Annotated in this window: 15 protein-coding genes and 1 pseudogene; 9 read left to right on the top strand and 7 right to left on the bottom strand. The window is 63.7% G+C overall.

The genetic code is table 11. The features are described 5' to 3' along the window. Window positions 1–38: 38 nt before the first annotated feature. The 4 genes from FJ424_RS10265 to rpmG all read left to right on the top strand — a co-directional run bounded on the left by FJ424_RS10265 (window position 39) and on the right by rpmG (window position 2,851). The gene (locus tag FJ424_RS10265) at window positions 39–779 is read left to right on the top strand and encodes an NUDIX hydrolase (RefSeq protein WP_140651174.1); all 741 of its coding nucleotides are present in this window, start codon (window positions 39–41) and stop codon (window positions 777–779) included. A 20-nt stretch (window positions 780–799) separates the two neighbouring features. Next, entirely contained in the window at window positions 800–1,975 is a 1,176-nt protein-coding gene (locus FJ424_RS10270; protein ID WP_140651175.1) for an MFS transporter, read from the top strand. Between the two features lie 93 nt (window positions 1,976–2,068). Then, window positions 2,069–2,527 carry a hypothetical protein gene (locus tag FJ424_RS10275; RefSeq protein WP_140651177.1) on the top strand — a complete coding sequence of 153 codons (459 nt, stop codon included), beginning with the start codon at window positions 2,069–2,071 and terminating at the stop codon, window positions 2,525–2,527. A gap of 156 nt (window positions 2,528–2,683) precedes the next feature. Further along, window positions 2,684–2,851 carry a 50S ribosomal protein L33 gene (rpmG, locus tag FJ424_RS10280; protein ID WP_006201775.1) on the top strand — a complete coding sequence of 56 codons (168 nt, stop codon included), beginning with the start codon at window positions 2,684–2,686 and terminating at the stop codon, window positions 2,849–2,851. A gap of 676 nt (window positions 2,852–3,527) precedes the next feature. On the opposite strand, the gene FJ424_RS10290 is transcribed toward rpmG, so the two are convergent. Next, on the bottom strand, window positions 3,528–4,901 hold the full coding sequence (locus FJ424_RS10290) for a PleD family two-component system response regulator (protein WP_140651179.1): 1,374 nt from the start codon (window positions 4,899–4,901) through the stop codon (window positions 3,528–3,530). A 33-nt stretch (window positions 4,902–4,934) separates the two neighbouring features. Next, complete coding sequence (locus FJ424_RS10295) at window positions 4,935–5,306, bottom strand: response regulator (RefSeq protein WP_027166515.1); 372 nt, start codon at window positions 5,304–5,306, stop codon at window positions 4,935–4,937. A 240-nt stretch (window positions 5,307–5,546) separates the two neighbouring features. Between FJ424_RS10295 and FJ424_RS10300 the strand changes: the two genes are divergently transcribed. Both FJ424_RS10300 and FJ424_RS10305 read left to right on the top strand, forming a co-directional pair. Beyond that, entirely contained in the window at window positions 5,547–5,846 is a 300-nt protein-coding gene (locus tag FJ424_RS10300) for a DUF3572 domain-containing protein (RefSeq protein ID WP_140646182.1), read from the top strand. After that, window positions 5,843–6,496, top strand: coding sequence for a hypothetical protein (locus FJ424_RS10305; RefSeq protein WP_140651180.1), 654 nt, complete (start codon window positions 5,843–5,845; stop codon window positions 6,494–6,496). The genes FJ424_RS10300 and FJ424_RS10305 overlap by 4 nt, the downstream gene beginning before the upstream one ends. A 9-nt stretch (window positions 6,497–6,505) precedes the next feature. Here FJ424_RS10305 and FJ424_RS10310 read toward each other — a convergent pair whose 3' ends face one another. Next, window positions 6,506–8,086, bottom strand: coding sequence for a DUF2125 domain-containing protein (locus FJ424_RS10310; protein WP_140651182.1), 1,581 nt, complete (start codon window positions 8,084–8,086; stop codon window positions 6,506–6,508). A 94-nt stretch (window positions 8,087–8,180) separates the two neighbouring features. Next, complete coding sequence (locus FJ424_RS10315; protein ID WP_140651184.1) at window positions 8,181–8,756, bottom strand: GNAT family N-acetyltransferase; 576 nt, start codon at window positions 8,754–8,756, stop codon at window positions 8,181–8,183. 65 nt (window positions 8,757–8,821) lie between these two features. Here FJ424_RS10315 and FJ424_RS10320 point away from each other — a divergent pair, with 65 nt between their 5' ends. Beyond that, entirely contained in the window at window positions 8,822–10,150 is a 1,329-nt protein-coding gene (locus tag FJ424_RS10320) for a DNA polymerase IV (protein ID WP_140651186.1), read from the top strand. 4 nt (window positions 10,151–10,154) lie between these two features. Here FJ424_RS10320 and FJ424_RS10325 read toward each other — a convergent pair whose 3' ends face one another. Beyond that, on the bottom strand, window positions 10,155–10,658 hold the full coding sequence (locus FJ424_RS10325; protein WP_140646187.1) for a hypothetical protein: 504 nt from the start codon (window positions 10,656–10,658) through the stop codon (window positions 10,155–10,157). A gap of 175 nt (window positions 10,659–10,833) precedes the next feature. On the opposite strand from FJ424_RS10325, the gene FJ424_RS10330 reads away from it, so the two are divergent. Next, a complete protein-coding gene (locus FJ424_RS10330) occupies window positions 10,834–11,721 on the top strand; it encodes a DMT family transporter (RefSeq protein ID WP_140651188.1) in 888 nt (295 codons plus the stop codon). Window position 11,722: 1 nt separating this feature from the next. On the opposite strand, the gene dnaE is transcribed toward FJ424_RS10330, so the two are convergent. Next, window positions 11,723–15,247 carry a DNA polymerase III subunit alpha gene (dnaE, locus tag FJ424_RS10335; RefSeq protein ID WP_140651189.1) on the bottom strand — a complete coding sequence of 1,175 codons (3,525 nt, stop codon included), beginning with the start codon at window positions 15,245–15,247 and terminating at the stop codon, window positions 11,723–11,725. Window positions 15,248–15,367: 120 nt separating this feature from the next. Next, the gene (locus tag FJ424_RS10340; protein WP_140651191.1) at window positions 15,368–17,380 is read right to left on the bottom strand and encodes an acetyl/propionyl/methylcrotonyl-CoA carboxylase subunit alpha; all 2,013 of its coding nucleotides are present in this window, start codon (window positions 17,378–17,380) and stop codon (window positions 15,368–15,370) included. Window positions 17,381–17,632: 252 nt separating this feature from the next. Between FJ424_RS10340 and FJ424_RS10345 the strand changes: the two are divergent. Further along, window positions 17,633–17,745, top strand: a pseudogene (locus tag FJ424_RS10345) (S-(hydroxymethyl)glutathione dehydrogenase); the annotation flags it as partial.

Raw genomic sequence — 17,745 nt, forward strand, 5'->3', positions numbered from 1 at the left:
CACTTTCGCATCCGGGAAGTTTCCGCTAGGTCGAGCGCATGGAACGAATGACCAAGGCGGATGTCGACAAGCTCGATAAGGGCCTGGCCGTGCGCAACGGCCGGGCGCTGCGTCCGCGCGATGCCGCGACCCTCATTCTGCTCGATCGCCGGGGCAAGGACGTTCTGGTGCTGATGGGCCGGCGCCATGCCGGGCACGCCTTCATGCCCGGGAAATTCGTCTTCCCCGGCGGCCGCACCGATCCCGCCGACAGCCGCATTCCCGTCGCCGCCCCTCTGCCCGATGAGGAAGAAAGTAGGTTGGTCTCAGGCCCCGGCCGCGCGAGCGCCGCGCGGGCGCGCGCAATCGCCCTGTCGGCGATTCGCGAGACCTATGAGGAAGCCGGCCTGCTTATCGGCCGCAAGGGCGCCTTCTCGACCGCAAAGCGCGACTGGCAGGGTTTCGCCGAACATGGCGTGGTCCCCTCGCTGGACGTGCTCCGCTTCATCGCCCGCGCCATCACTCCGCCCAATCGCGTGCGCCGTTTCGATACGCGTTTCTTCAGCGCCTGGCGCCACGACGTTGCCGTGGAATTGCCCGGCGGCGGCCCGACCAACGAGCTCGAAGAACTCGTCTGGCTGCCGCTTGCCGACGCCCGCAAGGCCGACATCCCCGACATTACCGGCATGATCCTGGAAGAACTGGAAAGTCGGCTTGCCGACGATCCCTTGCTGCGGCCGGGGGGCGCCGTGCCGTTCTTCCGGCTCGTCCGCAACCGCTTCGTCCGCGAAGTCCTTTAGAAGCAGAGCATTTTGATCCCATGACGGTCGATACCCAAGAACAGGGCGACGAACGCGTACACTGGCTGCCGATGATCGCGGCGATCTCCTCGATCAGCGTCGTCGGCATCGCCATCGGCCTCGGCATGCCGCTGCTCAGTGTCATTCTGGAAAGCCGCGGCCATTCCGCTTCGATGATCGGCCTCAACACGGCCGTCGCCGGTCTCGCCTCGATTGCCGGCGCGCCGCTCGCCACCCCGCTTGCCATGCGGCTCGGCGTCGCCTGGACCATGCTGTTGATGATTGCCATCGGCGCGCTCGCCTTTGTCGGCTTCCATTTCGCGCCGGATTTCTGGATGTGGTTTCCGCTCCGCGTCGCCCTGCACATCTCGCTGACGGTGCTGTTCATCCTGTCGGAATTCTGGATCAGCACCTCCGCCCCGCCGAACCGGCGCGGCCTTGTGCTTGGCATCTACGCCACCGTGCTGTCGCTCGGCTTTGCCGCCGGACCCTGGCTGTTCGCCCATCTCGGCAGCACGGGCTTCCTGCCGTTCGGCGTCACCATAGTGCTGGTGACGCTTGCCGCTATTCCGGTGCTGGCGGCCCGCAACGAGAGTCCGACCATCGTCGCCGACAGCGAGACCAGCCACTTCCTGCGCTATATCTGGCTGGTGCCGACCGCGACCTTCGCCGTGCTTGTTTTCGGCGCCGTCGAGACCGGCGGTTTCTCGCTCTTCCCCGTCTATGGCAGCCGTATCGGCTATTCGGAAGCCGACGCCGCGCTGCTCCTGACAATGATCGGGCTCGGCAATGTGCTTCTGCAGATCCCGATCGGCATGATCAGCGACCGCGTTTCCGACCGGCGCTACCTGCTGCTGGCCTGCGCCACGGTCGGCCTCATCGGAACGGTCTTCATGCCGTTCTTCGCACAGAACTGGCATCTGATGGCGGCCCTCCTATTCGTCTGGGGCGGCGTCGTCGCCGCCATGTACACGATCGGCCTTGCCCATCTCGGCTCGCAGCTGTCCGGCCACGAACTGGCATCCGCCAATGCTGCCTTCGTGCTTTGCTACGGCGTCGGCATGGTGCTGGGTCCGCAGGCGATCGGCATCGGCATGGATGCCTTCGGCCCATCCGGCTTCGGCTGGTCGCTGGCCTTTTTCTTCGCTGCCTACATGGCTCTGATCCTGGTCAGGCTGGTGCGCAAGATTCTGTAGGCAAATGCCGCTGCAGCGTCGGGCATCCTGACATCACCGTGTCAGCAGCACCCCTGCTATACCCTGTCTCCAGCGCGAAGTAGGAGAATTGCGATGGTCGACAGCGGCTTTGAAACCAAATCCCTCAGGATGGAACTGCTTCTGCTCGTCACATTCCAGGCGCCGGCCGCCGATGTCGAGCGCATCATGGAGGCGGTGGTGGCGATCACGCCGCTGCGCATGGGCAAATATGACAGCAACGCCTATCAGTCGGCGCAAGGCGTCGAGCGCTATCGGCCGCTCGAGGGCGCCGCCGCGGGCGCCGAGACGGAATTGCGCCGGCGGCCCGGCACCGTTGAAGTGTCGTTCGAAATCGCCGACGACCAGCCGCTCGCCGCTCGTGTCGTCGAGGCGATATTCCAGGCCCACTCCTATCAGGAGCCCGTCATCCGCATCCAACCGCTGCTCGCCAGCCGTTCCAAGGGTCTTGACGACCATGCCAATCCCAACCGCTGGTGGAACACCACGGGCGACTGGAAAAAAACGGCTCAGCGGATTGGCGAGAACGCCTGAAGCGGCGAGATCGGCCATGCCCAAATGGGGCAGGGAAGGCGCCCGGGCTTGACTTTCCGGGCGCGTTCTTTATGTGTCGCGCCAAGTTTCCCGCGTCCGGGTGTTTTCCCCGTGCTCCAGCGGCCAAAACTCCACGAACATTAACGGACGAAAATCATGGCCAAAGCCGCAAACATCAAGATCAAGCTTCTGTCGACCGCCGACACCGGGTTCTTCTACGTCACCAGCAAGAACAGCCGTACCAAGACGGACAAGCTCTCGTTCCGCAAGTACGACCCGGTCGCCAAGAAGCACGTCGAGTTCAAGGAAACCAAGATCAAGTAATCTGGTTATCCCGAGAAATCAAAACGCCGCCCCTCGGGCGGCGTTTTTGTTTTGGAGCAATTCCAGGAAAAGTCCGACACGGTTTCCCGGCAGACGGAAAGACCGAACGGCTGGGGAGCCTGCGCGACTGTCTGCGCAAGCTTCCGATGTCGGTTTTTGAGAAAAGGGGGCCGGTCGGCGTTTGGCAGCGGTACGAGGAGGCCACTATGCGCCAGCGCCGGCCGGCCGACCCCACGGACCCAGGAGATGCGGCGGACCTGAGCATCATGGGGTATTTTTTGGATCGAGCCGGCTCGTCTACCCTCGCGCCGGCCTCGGCTTCTGTCTATGCATCGCAGATTTGCGCAAGACCTTATAAAAATCAACCATTTCTTAACCACCGCTCGCGAATCGCTTGGGTTAAGGTAAATTCGTAACCCTGTTGGGACGGCCGAGAATCGTCGCCTTTTTGCCGAGCATGTCTCCCGAGAGTGGAAACCGGTTTCGGGACAAAGACAGGCGCGTGCTGGGTGTGAAAGATCGCGACGCGTTTTTGGGATGTGTTGAGATTCAGGTCAGGCCGAGCCGAGAACGTTGGTTTCCGAGAACCGGAGCGGAGCGTACTTAAAGTACGTGAGCACCGGAAGCGCAGGAAACCATCGTTCGCAGGCCGGCATCACCTGAATATCAACACAGCCTAGGCGGCCTTGGCGACCACCCGGTTGCGGCCGCCGCTTTTGGCCTCGTAGAGCGCCAGGTCGGCGCGCTTCATCAGCGCGGCGACGCTGTCCGTCCCTTTCAGGACCGACGACACCCCGACGCTGACCGTGACCTCGATCATCTTCCCGTCGTTGCCGATCGCGAAAGGCGCCTGCGCGATCTCGGCGCGGATGCGCTCGGCGACCTTCTCGGCGACGGCGCCGTCGGTGTCCGGCATCACCACGACGAACTCCTCGCCGCCGAAGCGGCAGGCGAGATCGATGCCGCGCACATTCTTGCGCAGCCGCCGGGCGAACTCGCGCAGCACGTCGTCACCGCCGTCATGGCCATGGGTGTCGTTGATCGACTTGAAGCGATCGAGATCGGTGATCATCACCGACAGTGGCCGCCGCCGAGCCACGGCGCGGTCGAAGAGCGTCTGCAGATGGCTGTCGAGGTAGCGCCGGTTGTGTAGCCCGGTCAGCCCGTCGATCACCGCCATCTCGATCGTCTGGGCGACGCTGGCCCGCAATTGGTCGTTGTAGCGCTTGCGCCGCACCTGCGTGCGCAGCCTCGCTGTCAGCTCGTGCTGGTCGATCGGCCGGATCAGGTAGTCGTTGATGCCGAGTTCCAGCCCGCGCAGGATGCGGCCCTCCTCGCCCTCGTCGGCGAGCAGCATGATCGGCAGGAAGCGGGTGCGGTCGAGCGAACGCAGCTGCGAGCAGAGCCTCAGCGCATCGAAATTCGAGAAGGCGGTCGACACCAGCACACATTCATACGCCACCTCGGCCGCCTGGAAGAACCCGGCATTCGGATCGGTCGCGACATCCAGCTCGGCGCTGTTGCGCAGCATCTTCTGGATGCGTTCGACGGAAGATTTGCGCTCGTCGACAAGCAGCACCCTCGGCTTGGCGTCCTCGGTCGCGAAATCGCGGCTCAGAAGCTCTTCGATGCCGATATTGCGCGTCGTCGAGGCGCGCAGCCGTAATTCGTCGGTCAGCGACTTCAGCCTGACCAGGCTCTTCACGCGCGTCATCAGTTGCAGGTCGTTGACCGGCTTGGTCAGGAAATCGTCCGCGCCCGCCTCGAGGCCGCGCACCCGGTCCGACACCTGGTCGAGCGCGGTGATCATGACGACGGGGATATGCGAGGTCGCCGGATCGCTCTTCAGGCGCTTGCAGACCTCGAACCCGTCCATGTCCGGCATCATGACATCGAGCAGCACCACGTCGACCTTGCCATTCTCGCAGGTCTCGATCGCATCCAGGCCGTTGCTGGCCGTCAGCACCTCGAAATACTCGGCAAGCAGCCGAACCTCCAGCAGCCGCACATTGGCGGGGATATCGTCGACGACGAGGATCCGCGCGGTCATCTCAACAAACTCCGGCTCTGCTGGTCTCGGGCATCAGGCGTCGCCCAGGTAGGATTTGATCGTCTCGATGAAGCGCGGCACCGAGATCGGCTTGGAGATATAGGCCTCGCAGCCGCCCTGGCGGATGCGCTCCTCATCGCCCTTCATGGCGAAGGCGGTGACGGCGATGACCGGGATCGAATGCAACTCGTCGTCTTCCTTCAGCCATTTCGTCACTTCCAGGCCGGAGACTTCGGGCAACTGGATGTCCATCAGGATCAGGTCCGGCCGGTGCTGGCGCGCGAGATCCAGCGCCTCCAGCCCGTTACGCGTGCGAACCGTCTCGTAACCGCTGGCTTCGATGAGGTCCCGAAAGAGCTTCATGTTAAGCTCATTGTCCTCGACGATCATGACCTTCTTAGCCATCAGTTTCCCGTCCCGACCGCCCTCGAAACCGAAGGCCGTCGCAATGCGTCCCCTTCGGACCGCACCCAACCCTTTTCCACTCTAGCCCAATATGATTGACGAAACGGAAACCGGAGGTTGGAAAGCTGCACCAATTCCACCTTCGGACGTTGTACGGGAAAGAGCGGAGGCTTGCCGCAAGCGACGCTTGCCGTTACTGCGGAAGGAGACTCGAAAAAATCCACCATTCCAAAGGTAATGATGGCGAACGCAGCGTCAATGCGCGAGGAAGCGGAAACCATTGCCGTCAGGGCTCTGGGCTTCGTCGCCGCAGATCCCGAACTTCTGCCCCGCTTCCTGGCGATCACCGGCATCGACGTGCAGTCGATCCGCAAAGCCGCAGCCGAGCCCGGCTTCCTTGCCGGCGTTCTGCAGTTCATCCTCGCCCACGAGCCGACGCTGCTGCGCTTCGCCGAGGAGACCGGTACACCGCCGGCCGCCGTCGGCAAGGCGCTGCGCGCGCTTCCGCTCGGCAACGACGACCACGAGCGTTCGACATGAGCGACGATCCCGAGACGGCGCGGCAGATCGAAGAACTTGCCGCCGATGACCGGCCGCTGCTGGTGCTCGACGTCGACGACGTCGTGCTGGAATTCATCCGGCCGTTTCCGCACTACCTGAAGTCGCGCGGTTTCGGCCTGACGCTGGCTTCCTTCCGATTGACCGGCAACATCGCCGAGACGGCAACCGGCCGGCTGATCGAGCAACCCGAGGTGACGGCGCTCCTGGGTGAATTCTTCGATGCCCAGGCGGATTGGCAAAGCATCGCCGACGGCGCCGCGGATGCGCTGGCGATGCTCGGCCGAAGCGCCGAGATCGTCATGCTGACCGCCATGCCGCACAAGCACCGCGACGTGCGCCGCGCGCATCTCGATGCGCTGGGGCTCAATTATCCGCTGCTGACGACGGAAATGGCCAAGGGACCGGCAATCGCGAAACTGCGCGGCGTCAAGGGCCGGCCCGTCGCCTTCGTCGACGACCAGCCCTCCAACCTGATCTCGGCGCGCAATTCCGTCGCGGATGCCCACCTCTTCCATTTGATGGCCGACAACGCGCTGCGCGCCTTCTTGCCGCCAACGCCGGAAGACATCATCTCGGTCGAGGACTGGCGGGATGCGGCGCCAAAAATCGCCAGCGCTCTCGGGCTTTAACCCAAGCGCTCAGGGCTGCAGCTTCGCTCCGGCCCCGCCATTGTCGCCGCCATCCGTATCGTCGCCCCCACTCGAATTGTCGGTTCCGTTCGAGCCGTCATCACCACCCGAGCCGTCCTGACCCGCGCTGTCGTCCTGGGCGGCATCCGGCCCCTTCAGCATGGCGCCGTTGACCTTGACCGAGCCGTCGGCTTTCGTGTCGATCACCCACTCCAGGCGGCCATCCGGCAGTGTCTTGCCAAATCCCTTGACGGCCAGCGCAAATGGGAAGGCTTGCGCCATCTGCTCATCGCTCTTGGCCGCTTCCTTCAGGGCGTCGACGATCTTTTCGTAGCCGCCGATGTCGATGGTCACGCTCCCATCTGGCTTCTTGCTATCCGGGAAAAACACCTCGCCTTCCATGGCGACTTCGATATCGCCATTCTTCACCGTCGAGTGCTTGAACACGACTTTGGGCTTCTTGGCCTTGAAATCGTTGACCAGGGCCTTGCCGAATTCATCCGGCAGCGGCGGATTCTTATTGAGATCAAAGGCTTCGATCGTCTTCCTGGCCATCGTATCGAGATCGATATTCGCGCCGCCGAAGTTCAGGTCGATGTCCGTCGGCAACAGCGGCACCGTCCATTCAGGCAGCGTCTGGTGCGGGATCGTCAGCCCGGAGGCCTTGATCGTGTAATCGACCTTGCCGTTCTGGGAGACGCCGTCCATGCCGAATGCGGTGCTGAATTGCGCGGCCCCGAACTTGCCGACAGGGCTCTCCACCTCGAAATCCTTGAAGCCGTAGTTGCCGTCGACCCTTTCCCAGATGGGCAGCGCGGCCAGCATGAGCGATTTGAGCTCAGCCTGGTTCGCCTTGAGTTTGGCTTCGTCCTCGTTGGCCACGGCAAAGGCAAGCAGGTCGAGCAGTGGCTTCGTCCGCACGCCTTTGCCCTTTGCATCCACTGAAAGTTCCGGCGTTTTCAAGGTGAGCGGGAAATTCATTCCGCTGTTGGGATCGTCGATCTTGATCTTCTCGACGAAGTCCGAAACTTTCTGGGTGGCCGTGAAGTCGACGCCGCCATTGGCGGATTTGGTCGCCGTAACGGTGGCAGTGCCGGCGCCGGTCGAGACATCGGCCTGCTGCTTGGCTTCCCGGGACGTCATGGTCATCCCGGCCAACGAGCTGGTGGCGTTGGTGAAGGCGGCAAGCGCCGGATCGTAGACGCTGGTCAGCTTACCGTCCTTGATCGTGAACTCCATGCTCTGACGGCCTTCCGGCCCATCGAACTCGAGGGACGCACCCTGCGAGAAATTCGACGAGACGTCCCAGTATCCGTCGCTACGCGGCTTCACCGTCAAGGCATATGGCGCCATGTCGAATTTGAGGAGCTTCTGCTCCGGCAGCGCATTGACGAGCGATTTGACGTCAAACGCGATCTTGTAGGCGTCGCCCTCGACCGAAACCTTGACCACGCCCTTGTCGAACGCCTGCTTGCCGAAATAACGCGCCAGATTGTCGGACAGCTCCTTGGCGCCTTGATTGTCGACGGTCTGGGCAAAAGCCGGCGCGCTGAGCGCAAGGGCAAAGGCAAGTGGCAAAATACGCTTCACGTCGGTTCTCCGTGATCTCGGAAAGATTGTGCTTCTGGTAGGCAAGAAGCGTTACAGCCGCAAGACGCCGACTGTAAGCCAAAAGCGCATCCGGCTAAAGCACCAGCCGCATCAGCGGCCGGCCGGGCTTGCGTTCGACAAGCCTCTGGAAGCCGGCCTTCTCGAACACCCGCGACGAGCCGACGAAAAGCCCGATCGAGCGCGAATCGCGCGACAGGTCGATCGGGCAGGCTTCCAGCAGCCGCGCGCCGTTCTCGCGCGCGAAGGCGATGCCGCCCTCGACGAGACGATGCGTGACACCCCTTCCCCTCGCCTTGACGCGAATGAAGAAGCACGAGATCGCCCACACGTCCGGATCGCCGGCATCGGCCGGATCGACCGGCGCCGAGCCCCTGCCCTGGTTGTTCCATTCGGGCACGTCGGCGCGCGGCCCGATCTGCATCCAGCCGACGGCCTTGCCGTCCTCGAGCGCCAAAAGCCCCGGCGGTGGGCCCGTTTCGATTCGCGCCTTGATGAGATCCTTGTTGCGCTCTTTGTCGCTGGCGCGCCGTTGCGCCGGCGCCAGCCGGAAATGCGTGCACCAGCAGCCGTAACAGGCGCCCTGCTTGCCGAAGAGGTCCTCGAAATCGGGCCAGCGCTCGGGGGTCAGCGGTGCTATGGTCGTGCTCATGCGTTCTCCCCAGGCCAAGCTTGTTGCCAGCCTTGCGCTGTCGTACCATTGCATCTGTTCTCTTTATGTTCGCAGCGATGGCGGCTCCTGTCAACAATCCCGAACACGGTTTTTGCCGTGACTGCCTGGCTTTCCAGCGCTCCGAGACGCGTCGCTGCGACCGCTGCGGCAGCCCGCGCCTTGTCCGCCACGCCGAGCTCTACCGGCTCAAGATCGCCCATATCGACTGCGACGCCTTCTACGCGGCGATCGAAAAGCGCGACAACCCGGCACTGAAGGACAGGCCAGTGATCGTCGGCGGCGGCCGGCGCGGCGTCGTCTCCACTGCCTGCTACATCGCCCGCATCCAGGGCGTGCGCTCGGCCATGCCGATGTTCAAGGCGCTCGAACTGTGCCCCGAAGCGGTGGTGATCCCGCCCGACATGGAAAAATATGTCGGCGTCGGGCGCGAGGTCCGCGCGTTGATGCTGGCGCTGACGCCGCAGGTCGAGCCGCTGTCGATCGACGAGGCCTTTGTCGACCTGGCTGGCACCGAGCGGCTGCACGGCATGCCGCCGGCGCTGGTGCTGGCGCGCTTCGCGCAGACGGTGGAAAAGGAGCTCGGCATCACCGTTTCGGCCGGCCTCTCCTACTGCAAGTTCCTGGCCAAGATCGCCTCGGATTTCCGCAAGCCGCGCGGTTTTTCGGTGATCGGCGAAGCCGAGGCGCCAAGCTTCCTCGCAGTGCAGCCGGTGACGATGATCTGGGGCGTCGGCAAGGCGCTTGCCGCGACGCTGGAGCGCGACGGCATCCGCATGATTGCGCAATTGCAGCGCATGGAGCGCGGCGACCTGATGCGCCGCTACGGCGTGATGGGCGACCGGCTCTATCGCCTGTCGCGCGGCGAGGACGATCGCCCGGTCGACCCCGGTGGCGATGCCAAGAGCGTCTCGGCCGAAACCACCTTCGACACCGACATCGCCGCCTTGGCGGAACTGGTGCCGGTGCTTCGCGGTCTGTCGGAAAAGGTCTCGGCGCGGTTGAAGAAATCAGGCATTGCCGGGCGCACCGTGGTGCTGAAGCTGAAGACGCAGGATTTCAAGCTCCGCACCCGCAACCGTCAGCTCGGTGACCCGACCCGCCTGGCCGACCGCATTTTCCAGACCGGGCTCGATCTGTTGCGCCGCGAGGCCGACGGAACAAAATTCCGCCTGCTCGGCATCGGCGTCAGCGACCTCTCTGACGACGAAAAGGCCGATCCGCCGGACCTGGTCGACATGCAGTCGCGCAAGCGCGCGCTGGCGGAAGGCGCGATGGACACGCTGCGCGACAAGTTCGGCAGGAAAGCCGTCGAGACCGGCTACACATTCGGCAAGGGCCGCGCCGCCAATCCGCCCGAGCCGCTGGAGGATTGAGGGGTCAGGTCCGCTTGAGGTCGATCCGGCTCGTCACCACCATCTTGCCGGTTGCCGGATCCATGTCGGTCACCGTCATGCGCATATTGTCCGGCCCGATCTTCTCGACCGTCAGCTCCGCGTCGCGGTCGCCATTGACGATTTTCGCCCAATGGATGTCGAGGTTGATCGCATCGCCCTTGCGGCTTCCGCTGAGCCCGGCAGGCCCGCTGCGCGAGCCGATATAGCTGCCGGTGTAGCTCTCCCCGCTGACCTTCAGGTCGGCGCGGATTTCCCGCGACATGATCAGCAGCGCGCGGCAGGTGCCGTCAAGCGACAGCGAGTCCGCCGTCGCGTCCGAGGTGAAGGTGCAATTGATGTTCATCACCGGCGTGTTCGTCCTGATCCTGACCGTTCCCTTGCCGGAGAACTTTCCCTGCAGCGAGCGCAGGAAAGCCGCCTCGTCTGCATGCGCGCCCGTCGAGCAGAAAAGACAGGCGGCGGCCAGCAAAGCAGCAGTCGATTTCATCAAGACGTCCCCTCTTGCGATCATAGCCTTCCGATGGAAGCGTGGACTTAACTGGTGCCCAGGCGCCAGGTTCCGCCGCGGCGATGACGGTTTTTTTCACACCCGATCCGCTGGCCCAGTGGAATGACGCCACTAACGGTTGCGGCCGGGGTCCGGGTTTGCGATAGGGCCCCAAATGGCGCCCGCTTCCTCGATCCCAAAAGCCGCGTTCTGGATGGCTCTGTCAATCGCCTCGATGCTGGCGATGTCAGTTGCCGGTCGCGAAACGACAGCCGAGCTCAACGTCTTCCAGGTGCTGGAGCTGCGCTCGGTGATCGGTTTCTTCATCCTTTTGCCGCTGGTGATGATGAGCGGCGGTTTTGCCGCGATGCGCACCGAGCGTCCGTTCGCCCATGTCGCCCGCAACATGATCCACTATACCGGCCAGGCCGCCTGGCTCTACGCGCTGACGCTCATTCCGCTCGCCGTGCTGATCTCGATCGAGTTCACCACGCCGATCTGGACAGCGATCCTCGCCGTCAGCTTTCTGGGGGAAAGACTGTCCCGGTCGAAGCTCACGGCGATCGTGCTTGGTCTGATCGGCGTGGTCGTCATCGTGCGCCCAAGCGCCGGTTCGATGGACCCCGGCCACCTCGTCGTCCTGGGCGCCGCGGTCTGCTTCGGCATCTCGATGGTGCTGGTGAAGTCGATGACCAAAACCGAAAGCGTGGTGCGCATCATCTTCTGGATGCTGATCATCCAGTCGGTGGTTGGCTTGATCCCCGCTCTCTATAGCTGGCACAACCCTTCGCCAGGGCTCTGGCCGTGGATCTTCGTCATCGCCTTCACCGGCATGTCGTCGCATTTCTGCCTGGCGCGCGCTCTCACCCACGCTGACGCCACGATCATCTCGCCGATGGATTTTTTGCGCGTGCCGCTGACGGCGCTGGTCGGCTGGCTGCTCTATCATGAGCAGATCGACGTCTTCACCGCCGGCGGCGCCGCCCTGATCCTCGCCGGCAACTTGCTCAACCTGCAGCGCAAGACACCGCAAGTGGCAGAGGCGGAGGCGGCAATGCCCTGAGCTAGACCAACTCCACTTCCACCACGCCCTGCACCGCACGCATGGCAGAGGCGATTTGCGGCGAGACGCGATAATTACCCAAGCCGATCTCAACCTCGCCCTGCGCCTCTCCCTTGAGAACGATGATGCTGACTTGACTGTCGCCACGCTGTTTGAGCTGCGATTGAATGATCGATGATGGTCCATCGTCTCTGACAAAAATGCGTAGCGCTTTCTGGATGCGGCTGGCCTCGTCGTCCAGTGATTGCACCGAGTTAATGCGCAGGTTCACGCCCTCAGGCCTGTCTTCGGCTGCAACCATAATCACCACCGAACTGCCGGGCTCCAGCATGTCGCGATATTGCGCCAGGCCCTCGGAAAACAGCACCGCCTCATATTGGCCCGTCGTGTCGGAAAACTGCACGACGCCCATCTTGTTTCCGGTGCGGGTCTTGCGCTCCTGCTTGGAGGTGACCGTGCCGGCGAGGCGTCCGGCCGCGGCGCCGCGTTTGACCGCAGCCGAGAATTCCGCCCAGTTCTGCACCCGCATCTTCTGGAGCGCCGCCTTGTACTCGTCGAGCGGATGGGCCGAGAGGTAGAAGCCCACCACCTGGAACTCGCGGTGCAGCCGGTCCGCGGCAAGCCACGGATCGGTCGCGGGCAGGTTGAGCGCCTGCGATTGGCTCCCAAGCGAAGCGCCGAAAATGTCGGCCTGGCCGGAGATGGCGTTTTGCTGCGCCAGCGAGGCCAGGCCCATCATCCGCTCGACGCCGGCCATCATCTGCGCGCGGTCGTGGCCGAAGCAATCGAGCGCGCCTGCCATGATCAGGCTTTCGAAGACGCGCTTGCCGACGATCTTCGGATCGACCCGCTCGCAAAAATCGGCAAGGTTCTTGAACGGCTTCTGGCCACGCTTCTCGACGATGTGCTCGACCGCCGCATCACCGACGCCCTTCAGCGCCGCAAGGGAATAGAAGATCTTGTTTTCGCCGACCTCGAAGGGACGGAAACTCGACATTACCGACGGCGCCACCACCTCGATGCCGAGGCGCATGGCGTCCTGGCGGAAATCGGCCAGCTTGTCGGTGTTGCTCATGTCGAGCGTCATCGACGCCGCAAGGAACTCGACCGGGTAATGCGCCTTCAGGTAGGCGGTCTGGTAGGAAACGACCGCGTAGGCCGCCGCGTGCGACTTGTTGAAGCCGTAGTCGGCGAACTTGGCCAGGAGGTCGAAGATGAAATCGGCCTGCGGCTTTGAGACGCCGCGCTCGACCGCGCCGGAGACAAAGCGCTCGCGCTGCTTGTCCATCTCGGCGCGGATCTTCTTGCCCATGGCGCGGCGCAAAAGATCGGCTTCGCCGAGCGAATAGCCGGACAGCTCCTGCGCGATCTGCATCACCTGTTCCTGGTAGACGATGACGCCTTGGGTCTCCTTCACCAGATGGTCGATCTTGGGATGGATCGAGGCCATCTCCTCCTCGCCGTGCTTTCTGGCGTTGTAGGTCGGGATGTTCTCCATCGGACCGGGACGGTAGAGCGCCACCAGCGCGATGATGTCCTCGATGCAGTCTGGCCGCATGCCGATCAGCGCCTTGCGCATGCCCGCACTTTCAACCTGGAACACGCCGACCACCTCGCCGCGCGACAGCATGGCGTAGGTGTCTGGGTCGTCGAGCGGGATCGTCGCGAGATCGATGTCGACGCCGCGCCGGCGGATCAGCTTCACCGCGGTCTCCAGCACGGTCAGCGTCTTCAGGCCGAGGAAGTCGAACTTCACCAGGCCGGCCTGCTCGACATATTTCATGTTGAACTGGGTGACCGGCATGTCCGAGCGCGGATCGCGATACATCGGCACCAGTTCCGACAAAGGTCTATCGCCGATGACGATGCCGGCGGCATGCGTCGAGGCGTGGCGGTAGAGGCCTTCGAGCTTCTGCGCCGTGTCGAGCAGCGTCTGCACGATCGGCTCCTTCTCCGCCTCCTCGGCAAAGCGCGGCTCGTTGGCGATGGCATCCGCCAGCTTGACCGGATTGGCCGGGTTCTGCGGCACCATTTTGGAGAGCTTGTCGACCTGGCCGTAGGGCATTTGCAGCACACGGCCGACGTCGCGCAGCACGGCGCGCGCCTGCAGCGTACCGAAGGTGATGATCTGCCCGACCTGGTCGCGGCCGTATTTCTGCTGGACGTAGCGGATGACCTCCTCGCGCCGGTCCTGGCAGAAGTCGATGTCGAAGTCCGGCATCGAGACGCGGTCCGGATTGAGGAAGCGCTCGAACAGCAGCGAGAAACGCAGCGGGTCGATGTCGGTGATGGTGGTTGAATAAGCGACCAGCGAGCCGGCGCCCGAACCGCGGCCCGGCCCGACCGGAATGCCTTGCGCCTTCGCCCATTTGATGAAGTCGGCAACGATCAGGAAGTAGCCCGGGAACTTCATCTTCTCGATGATGCCAAGCTCGAATTCGAGCCGTTCGCGATATTGCTCGACCGTGTAGCCGGGCGTCGGCCCGTGCGCGGCAAGCCGCGCCTCCAGCCCTTCGCGCGCCTGGCGGGCGAGCTCGGCCGCCTCCGCCTTCTCGGCCGCGTCCTTGTCTGCGGCGTCGGCGCCGGTGAAGCGCGGCAGGATCGGGCTGCGGTTCTTCGGATAGTAGGAGCAGCGCATGGCGATCTCGACCGTGTTGTCGATCGCTTCCGGCAGGTCCGAGAAGAGCCGCGCCATGTCGGCCTGGCCGCGCAGGAAATTGTCCGCGGCGAGCCGCCGGCGGTTGTCGGCGGCCACCACAGAGCCCTCGGCGATGGCGATCAAAGCGTCATGCGCCTCATAGTCGTCGCGCTTGGAGAAGAACGCCTCGTTGGTGGCGACCAGCGGCAGTTCATGCGTGTAGGCAAGGTCGACCGTCGACTTCTCGACCATGCGGTCATAGCCGGCGACCCGTTCCAGTTCGACATAGAGCCTGTCGCCGAACAGGCCTTTGAGGAAGAGCAGCCGCTGTTCGGCGAGATCGCGCCGGTCGGCCTTCAGAGCGGTGCCGATCGGGCCGCGCGGCCCGCCGGTGAGGCAGATCAGGCCATCGCTTCTGCCTTCCAGCATCGTGCTGGTCAAGTGCACCGGCTCGCCGGGCGGCGTCTCCAGATAGACCTTGCTGATCAGCCGCACGAGATTGGCATAGCCGGCCTCGCTGGCGGCGATCAGCACGACAGGCGACATTTCCGGTCCATGCCGGCGGCGGTCTCGCTGGCCGTCGCTCGCCTCGCCGGAGAAGGCGAGATCGACCTGGCAGCCGATGATCGGCTGGATGCCGTCCTTGACCGCCTTCTGGGCGAATTCGAGTGCCCCGAACAAATTGTTGGTGTCGGTGACCGCGATCGCCGGCGCCTCGTCCTTGACGGCATGGCCGACGATCGCGCCAAGCTGCAAGGCGCCTTCCAGCAGCGAATAGGCCGAATGCACGCGCAGATGGATGAAGGTCCGCGCCGGCGCTTCCGGCCGCGCGGCCTTCACGGCAGCTTCGCGCTGCAACGGGTCGCGAGGAAGTCGTTCATCCGCCATATTTTTTCGCGCCGTCCCAAAGACTCAAATCCATGCAAATGTATTGTCCCGGACGGGGCCATGCCAGTCCAGCACAATCCACCCACAGACCAAAGGCTTGCGGCCCCGTATCGCCTCGTCTCAGGCGAACTCCATGATCACCGCATCGACCGCCAGGCTGTCGCCCGGCTTGGCGTTGAGCTTGGCAATTGTGAGGTCGCGTTCGGCGCGCAGCACGTTCTCCATTTTCATGGCCTCGACCACGGCCAGCGTCTCGCCGGACTTGACCTCCTGGCCCTCGGCCACGGCGATCGAAACGACGAGCCCAGGCATCGGGCAGAGCAGCATCTTCGAGGTGTCGGGCGGCAGCTTTTCCGGCATCAGCCTTTCGAGCTCCGCGGTGCGCGGCAGCATGGCTTGAGCCGTCACCGACATGCCTTTCCAGGCGATGCGCAAACCGTTCAGCATCGGGCGGATCTGGGCGGCGATGTTCTTGCCGCCAACCGTGCCCTGCCAGATCGCGTCGCCCGGCCGCCACTCCGAAGCGACGGTCAGCGGCCTGCCGCCATCGATCGACAGATCGACCTCCATCGGGATGGAAACCATGCCGTCGACGATTTCGACCGGAAGATAGTCAGCGTCGATCTTCGCCACCCAATCGCGCTTGAGATGGCCGGAATGCGGCGCCAGCCGGCCGCTCAGGCGGTCGAGCCGGTCGCGGCGCAGCAGTTCGATCGCGGTTGCAACGGCGGCAAACACCGCCCTCTCCCCGCCATCCGGCTCGACCGGCGCGAAGCCGTCCGGATATTCCTCCGCGATGAAGCCGGTCGACAGCCTCCCCTCGCGCCAGCGCGGGTGCTGCATCAGCGCCGAAAGGAAAGGGATGTTGTGTTCGATGCCGTCGACGACGAAACTGTCCAGCGCCTCCGACATGGCGTCGATCGCCTCAAGCCTGGTCGGCGCCCAGGTGCAGAGCTTGGCCACCATGGGGTCGTAGAACATTGAGATTTCCGACCCTTCGGCGACGCCGGTATCGTTGCGGACCACGACATCGCCGAACGTGCCCTCCTCCGGCGGCCGGTAACGGGTCAGCCGGCCGATCGAGGGCAGGAAGTTGCGGAAAGGATCCTCAGCGTAAAGGCGGCTTTCCACCGCCCAGCCGTTGAGCTTCACGTCGCTCTGCTTGATGTCGAGCTTCTCGCCGGCGGCGACGCGGATCATCTGTTCGACCAGGTCGATGCCGGTCACGAGCTCGGTCACCGGGTGCTCGACCTGCAATCGCGTATTCATTTCAAGGAAATAGAAGTTCTTGTCCTTGTCGACGATGAACTCGACCGTGCCGGCGCTCTGGTAGTCGACGGCCTTGGCCAGTGCCACCGCCTGCTCGCCCATCGCCTTTCTGGTCTTGGCATCGAGGAATGGCGACGGCGCCTCTTCGACCACTTTCTGGTTGCGGCGCTGGATGGAACATTCGCGCTCGCCGAGATAGAGCGCCGTGCCATGCGCGTCGGCCAGCACCTGAATCTCGATATGGCGCGGATCGACAACGAACTTCTCGATGAAGACGCGGTCGTCGCCAAAGGAGCTTTTCGCTTCCGAACGCGCCCGGTCGAAACCGTCGCGCACCTCCGCCTTGCTCCAGGCGATGCGCATGCCCTTGCCGCCACCGCCGGCGGAGGCCTTGATCATGACCGGATAGCCGATCTCGCCGGCGATCCGTTCGGCATGGTCGGCGTCTTCGATGACGCCCAGCCATCCAGGCACGGTCGAGACCTTGGCCTCGCTGGCGAACTTCTTCGATTCGATCTTGTCGCCCATCGCCTTGATGGCCTTGGGCTTCGGTCCGATGAAAACGATGCCTTCCTTCTCCAGCGCTTCGCAGAAGGAGGCGCGCTCCGACAGGAAGCCGTAGCCCGGATGCACGGCTTCCGCGCCGGTCTCCTTGCAGGCGGAGATGATCTTCTCAGGGACCAGATAGCTCTGTGCCGCCGGCGAAGGTCCGATATGCACCGCTTCGTCGGCCATTTCGATATGCACGGCATCGCGGTCGGCGTCCGAATAGACCGCGACGGTGGCGATCCCCATCTTTCGCGCCGTCTTGATCACACGGCAGGCGATCTCGCCGCGATTGGCGATCAGGATTTTCTTGAACATTCGGATGTCGTTCCTCCGGCGAAGCGGTCCTGTTCTATGGACAATTCCGGCCCGCCTCAAGTGCCCGCGGGCCGGCTCCCACGGCTGGCACCGATTGCAGGAACCGCGGCGAAAAACGTCGCAACAGACGTTGGCCGCCAGCGCGGAACTCGCTAAGCTTGCCCGTGACGCCGAACGGATGGCAGGCTGCCATTCGCCACGAACAGCTTGCCGTTAGCTAAAACTTACAGACTGCCTTGGGAGGAGTGCCTCATGAAAACGCGTGCCGCCGTTGCCGTTGCCGCCGGAAAGCCGCTTGAGATCATGGAGGTGGACCTCGAAGGGCCGCGCGACGGCGAGGTGCTGGTCGAGGTCAAGGCGACCGG

Origin of the sequence: Mesorhizobium sp. B3-1-8 (assembly GCF_006439495.1) — a bacterium.
In the GTDB taxonomy this organism is placed as follows: domain Bacteria; phylum Pseudomonadota; class Alphaproteobacteria; order Rhizobiales; family Rhizobiaceae; genus Mesorhizobium.

Coding starts and splice junctions, on each gene's coding strand:
- FJ424_RS10270 (WP_140651175.1), top strand. CDS start 800: ATGACGGTCGATACCCAAGAACAGGGCGACGAACGCGTACACTGGCTG.
- FJ424_RS10330 (WP_140651188.1), top strand. CDS start 10,834: ATGGCGCCCGCTTCCTCGATCCCAAAAGCCGCGTTCTGGATGGCTCTG.
- FJ424_RS10290 (WP_140651179.1), bottom strand. CDS start 4,901: ATGACCGCGCGGATCCTCGTCGTCGACGATATCCCCGCCAATGTGCGG.
- dnaE (WP_140651189.1), bottom strand. CDS start 15,247: ATGGCGGATGAACGACTTCCTCGCGACCCGTTGCAGCGCGAAGCTGCC.
- FJ424_RS10305 (WP_140651180.1), top strand. CDS start 5,843: ATGAGCGACGATCCCGAGACGGCGCGGCAGATCGAAGAACTTGCCGCC.
- FJ424_RS10320 (WP_140651186.1), top strand. CDS start 8,822: ATGTTCGCAGCGATGGCGGCTCCTGTCAACAATCCCGAACACGGTTTT.
- rpmG (WP_006201775.1), top strand. CDS start 2,684: ATGGCCAAAGCCGCAAACATCAAGATCAAGCTTCTGTCGACCGCCGAC.
- FJ424_RS10265 (WP_140651174.1), top strand. CDS start 39: ATGGAACGAATGACCAAGGCGGATGTCGACAAGCTCGATAAGGGCCTG.
- FJ424_RS10325 (WP_140646187.1), bottom strand. CDS start 10,658: ATGAAATCGACTGCTGCTTTGCTGGCCGCCGCCTGTCTTTTCTGCTCG.
- FJ424_RS10300 (WP_140646182.1), top strand. CDS start 5,547: ATGGCGAACGCAGCGTCAATGCGCGAGGAAGCGGAAACCATTGCCGTC.
- FJ424_RS10340 (WP_140651191.1), bottom strand. CDS start 17,380: ATGTTCAAGAAAATCCTGATCGCCAATCGCGGCGAGATCGCCTGCCGT.
- FJ424_RS10315 (WP_140651184.1), bottom strand. CDS start 8,756: ATGAGCACGACCATAGCACCGCTGACCCCCGAGCGCTGGCCCGATTTC.
- FJ424_RS10275 (WP_140651177.1), top strand. CDS start 2,069: ATGGTCGACAGCGGCTTTGAAACCAAATCCCTCAGGATGGAACTGCTT.
- FJ424_RS10295 (WP_027166515.1), bottom strand. CDS start 5,306: ATGGCTAAGAAGGTCATGATCGTCGAGGACAATGAGCTTAACATGAAG.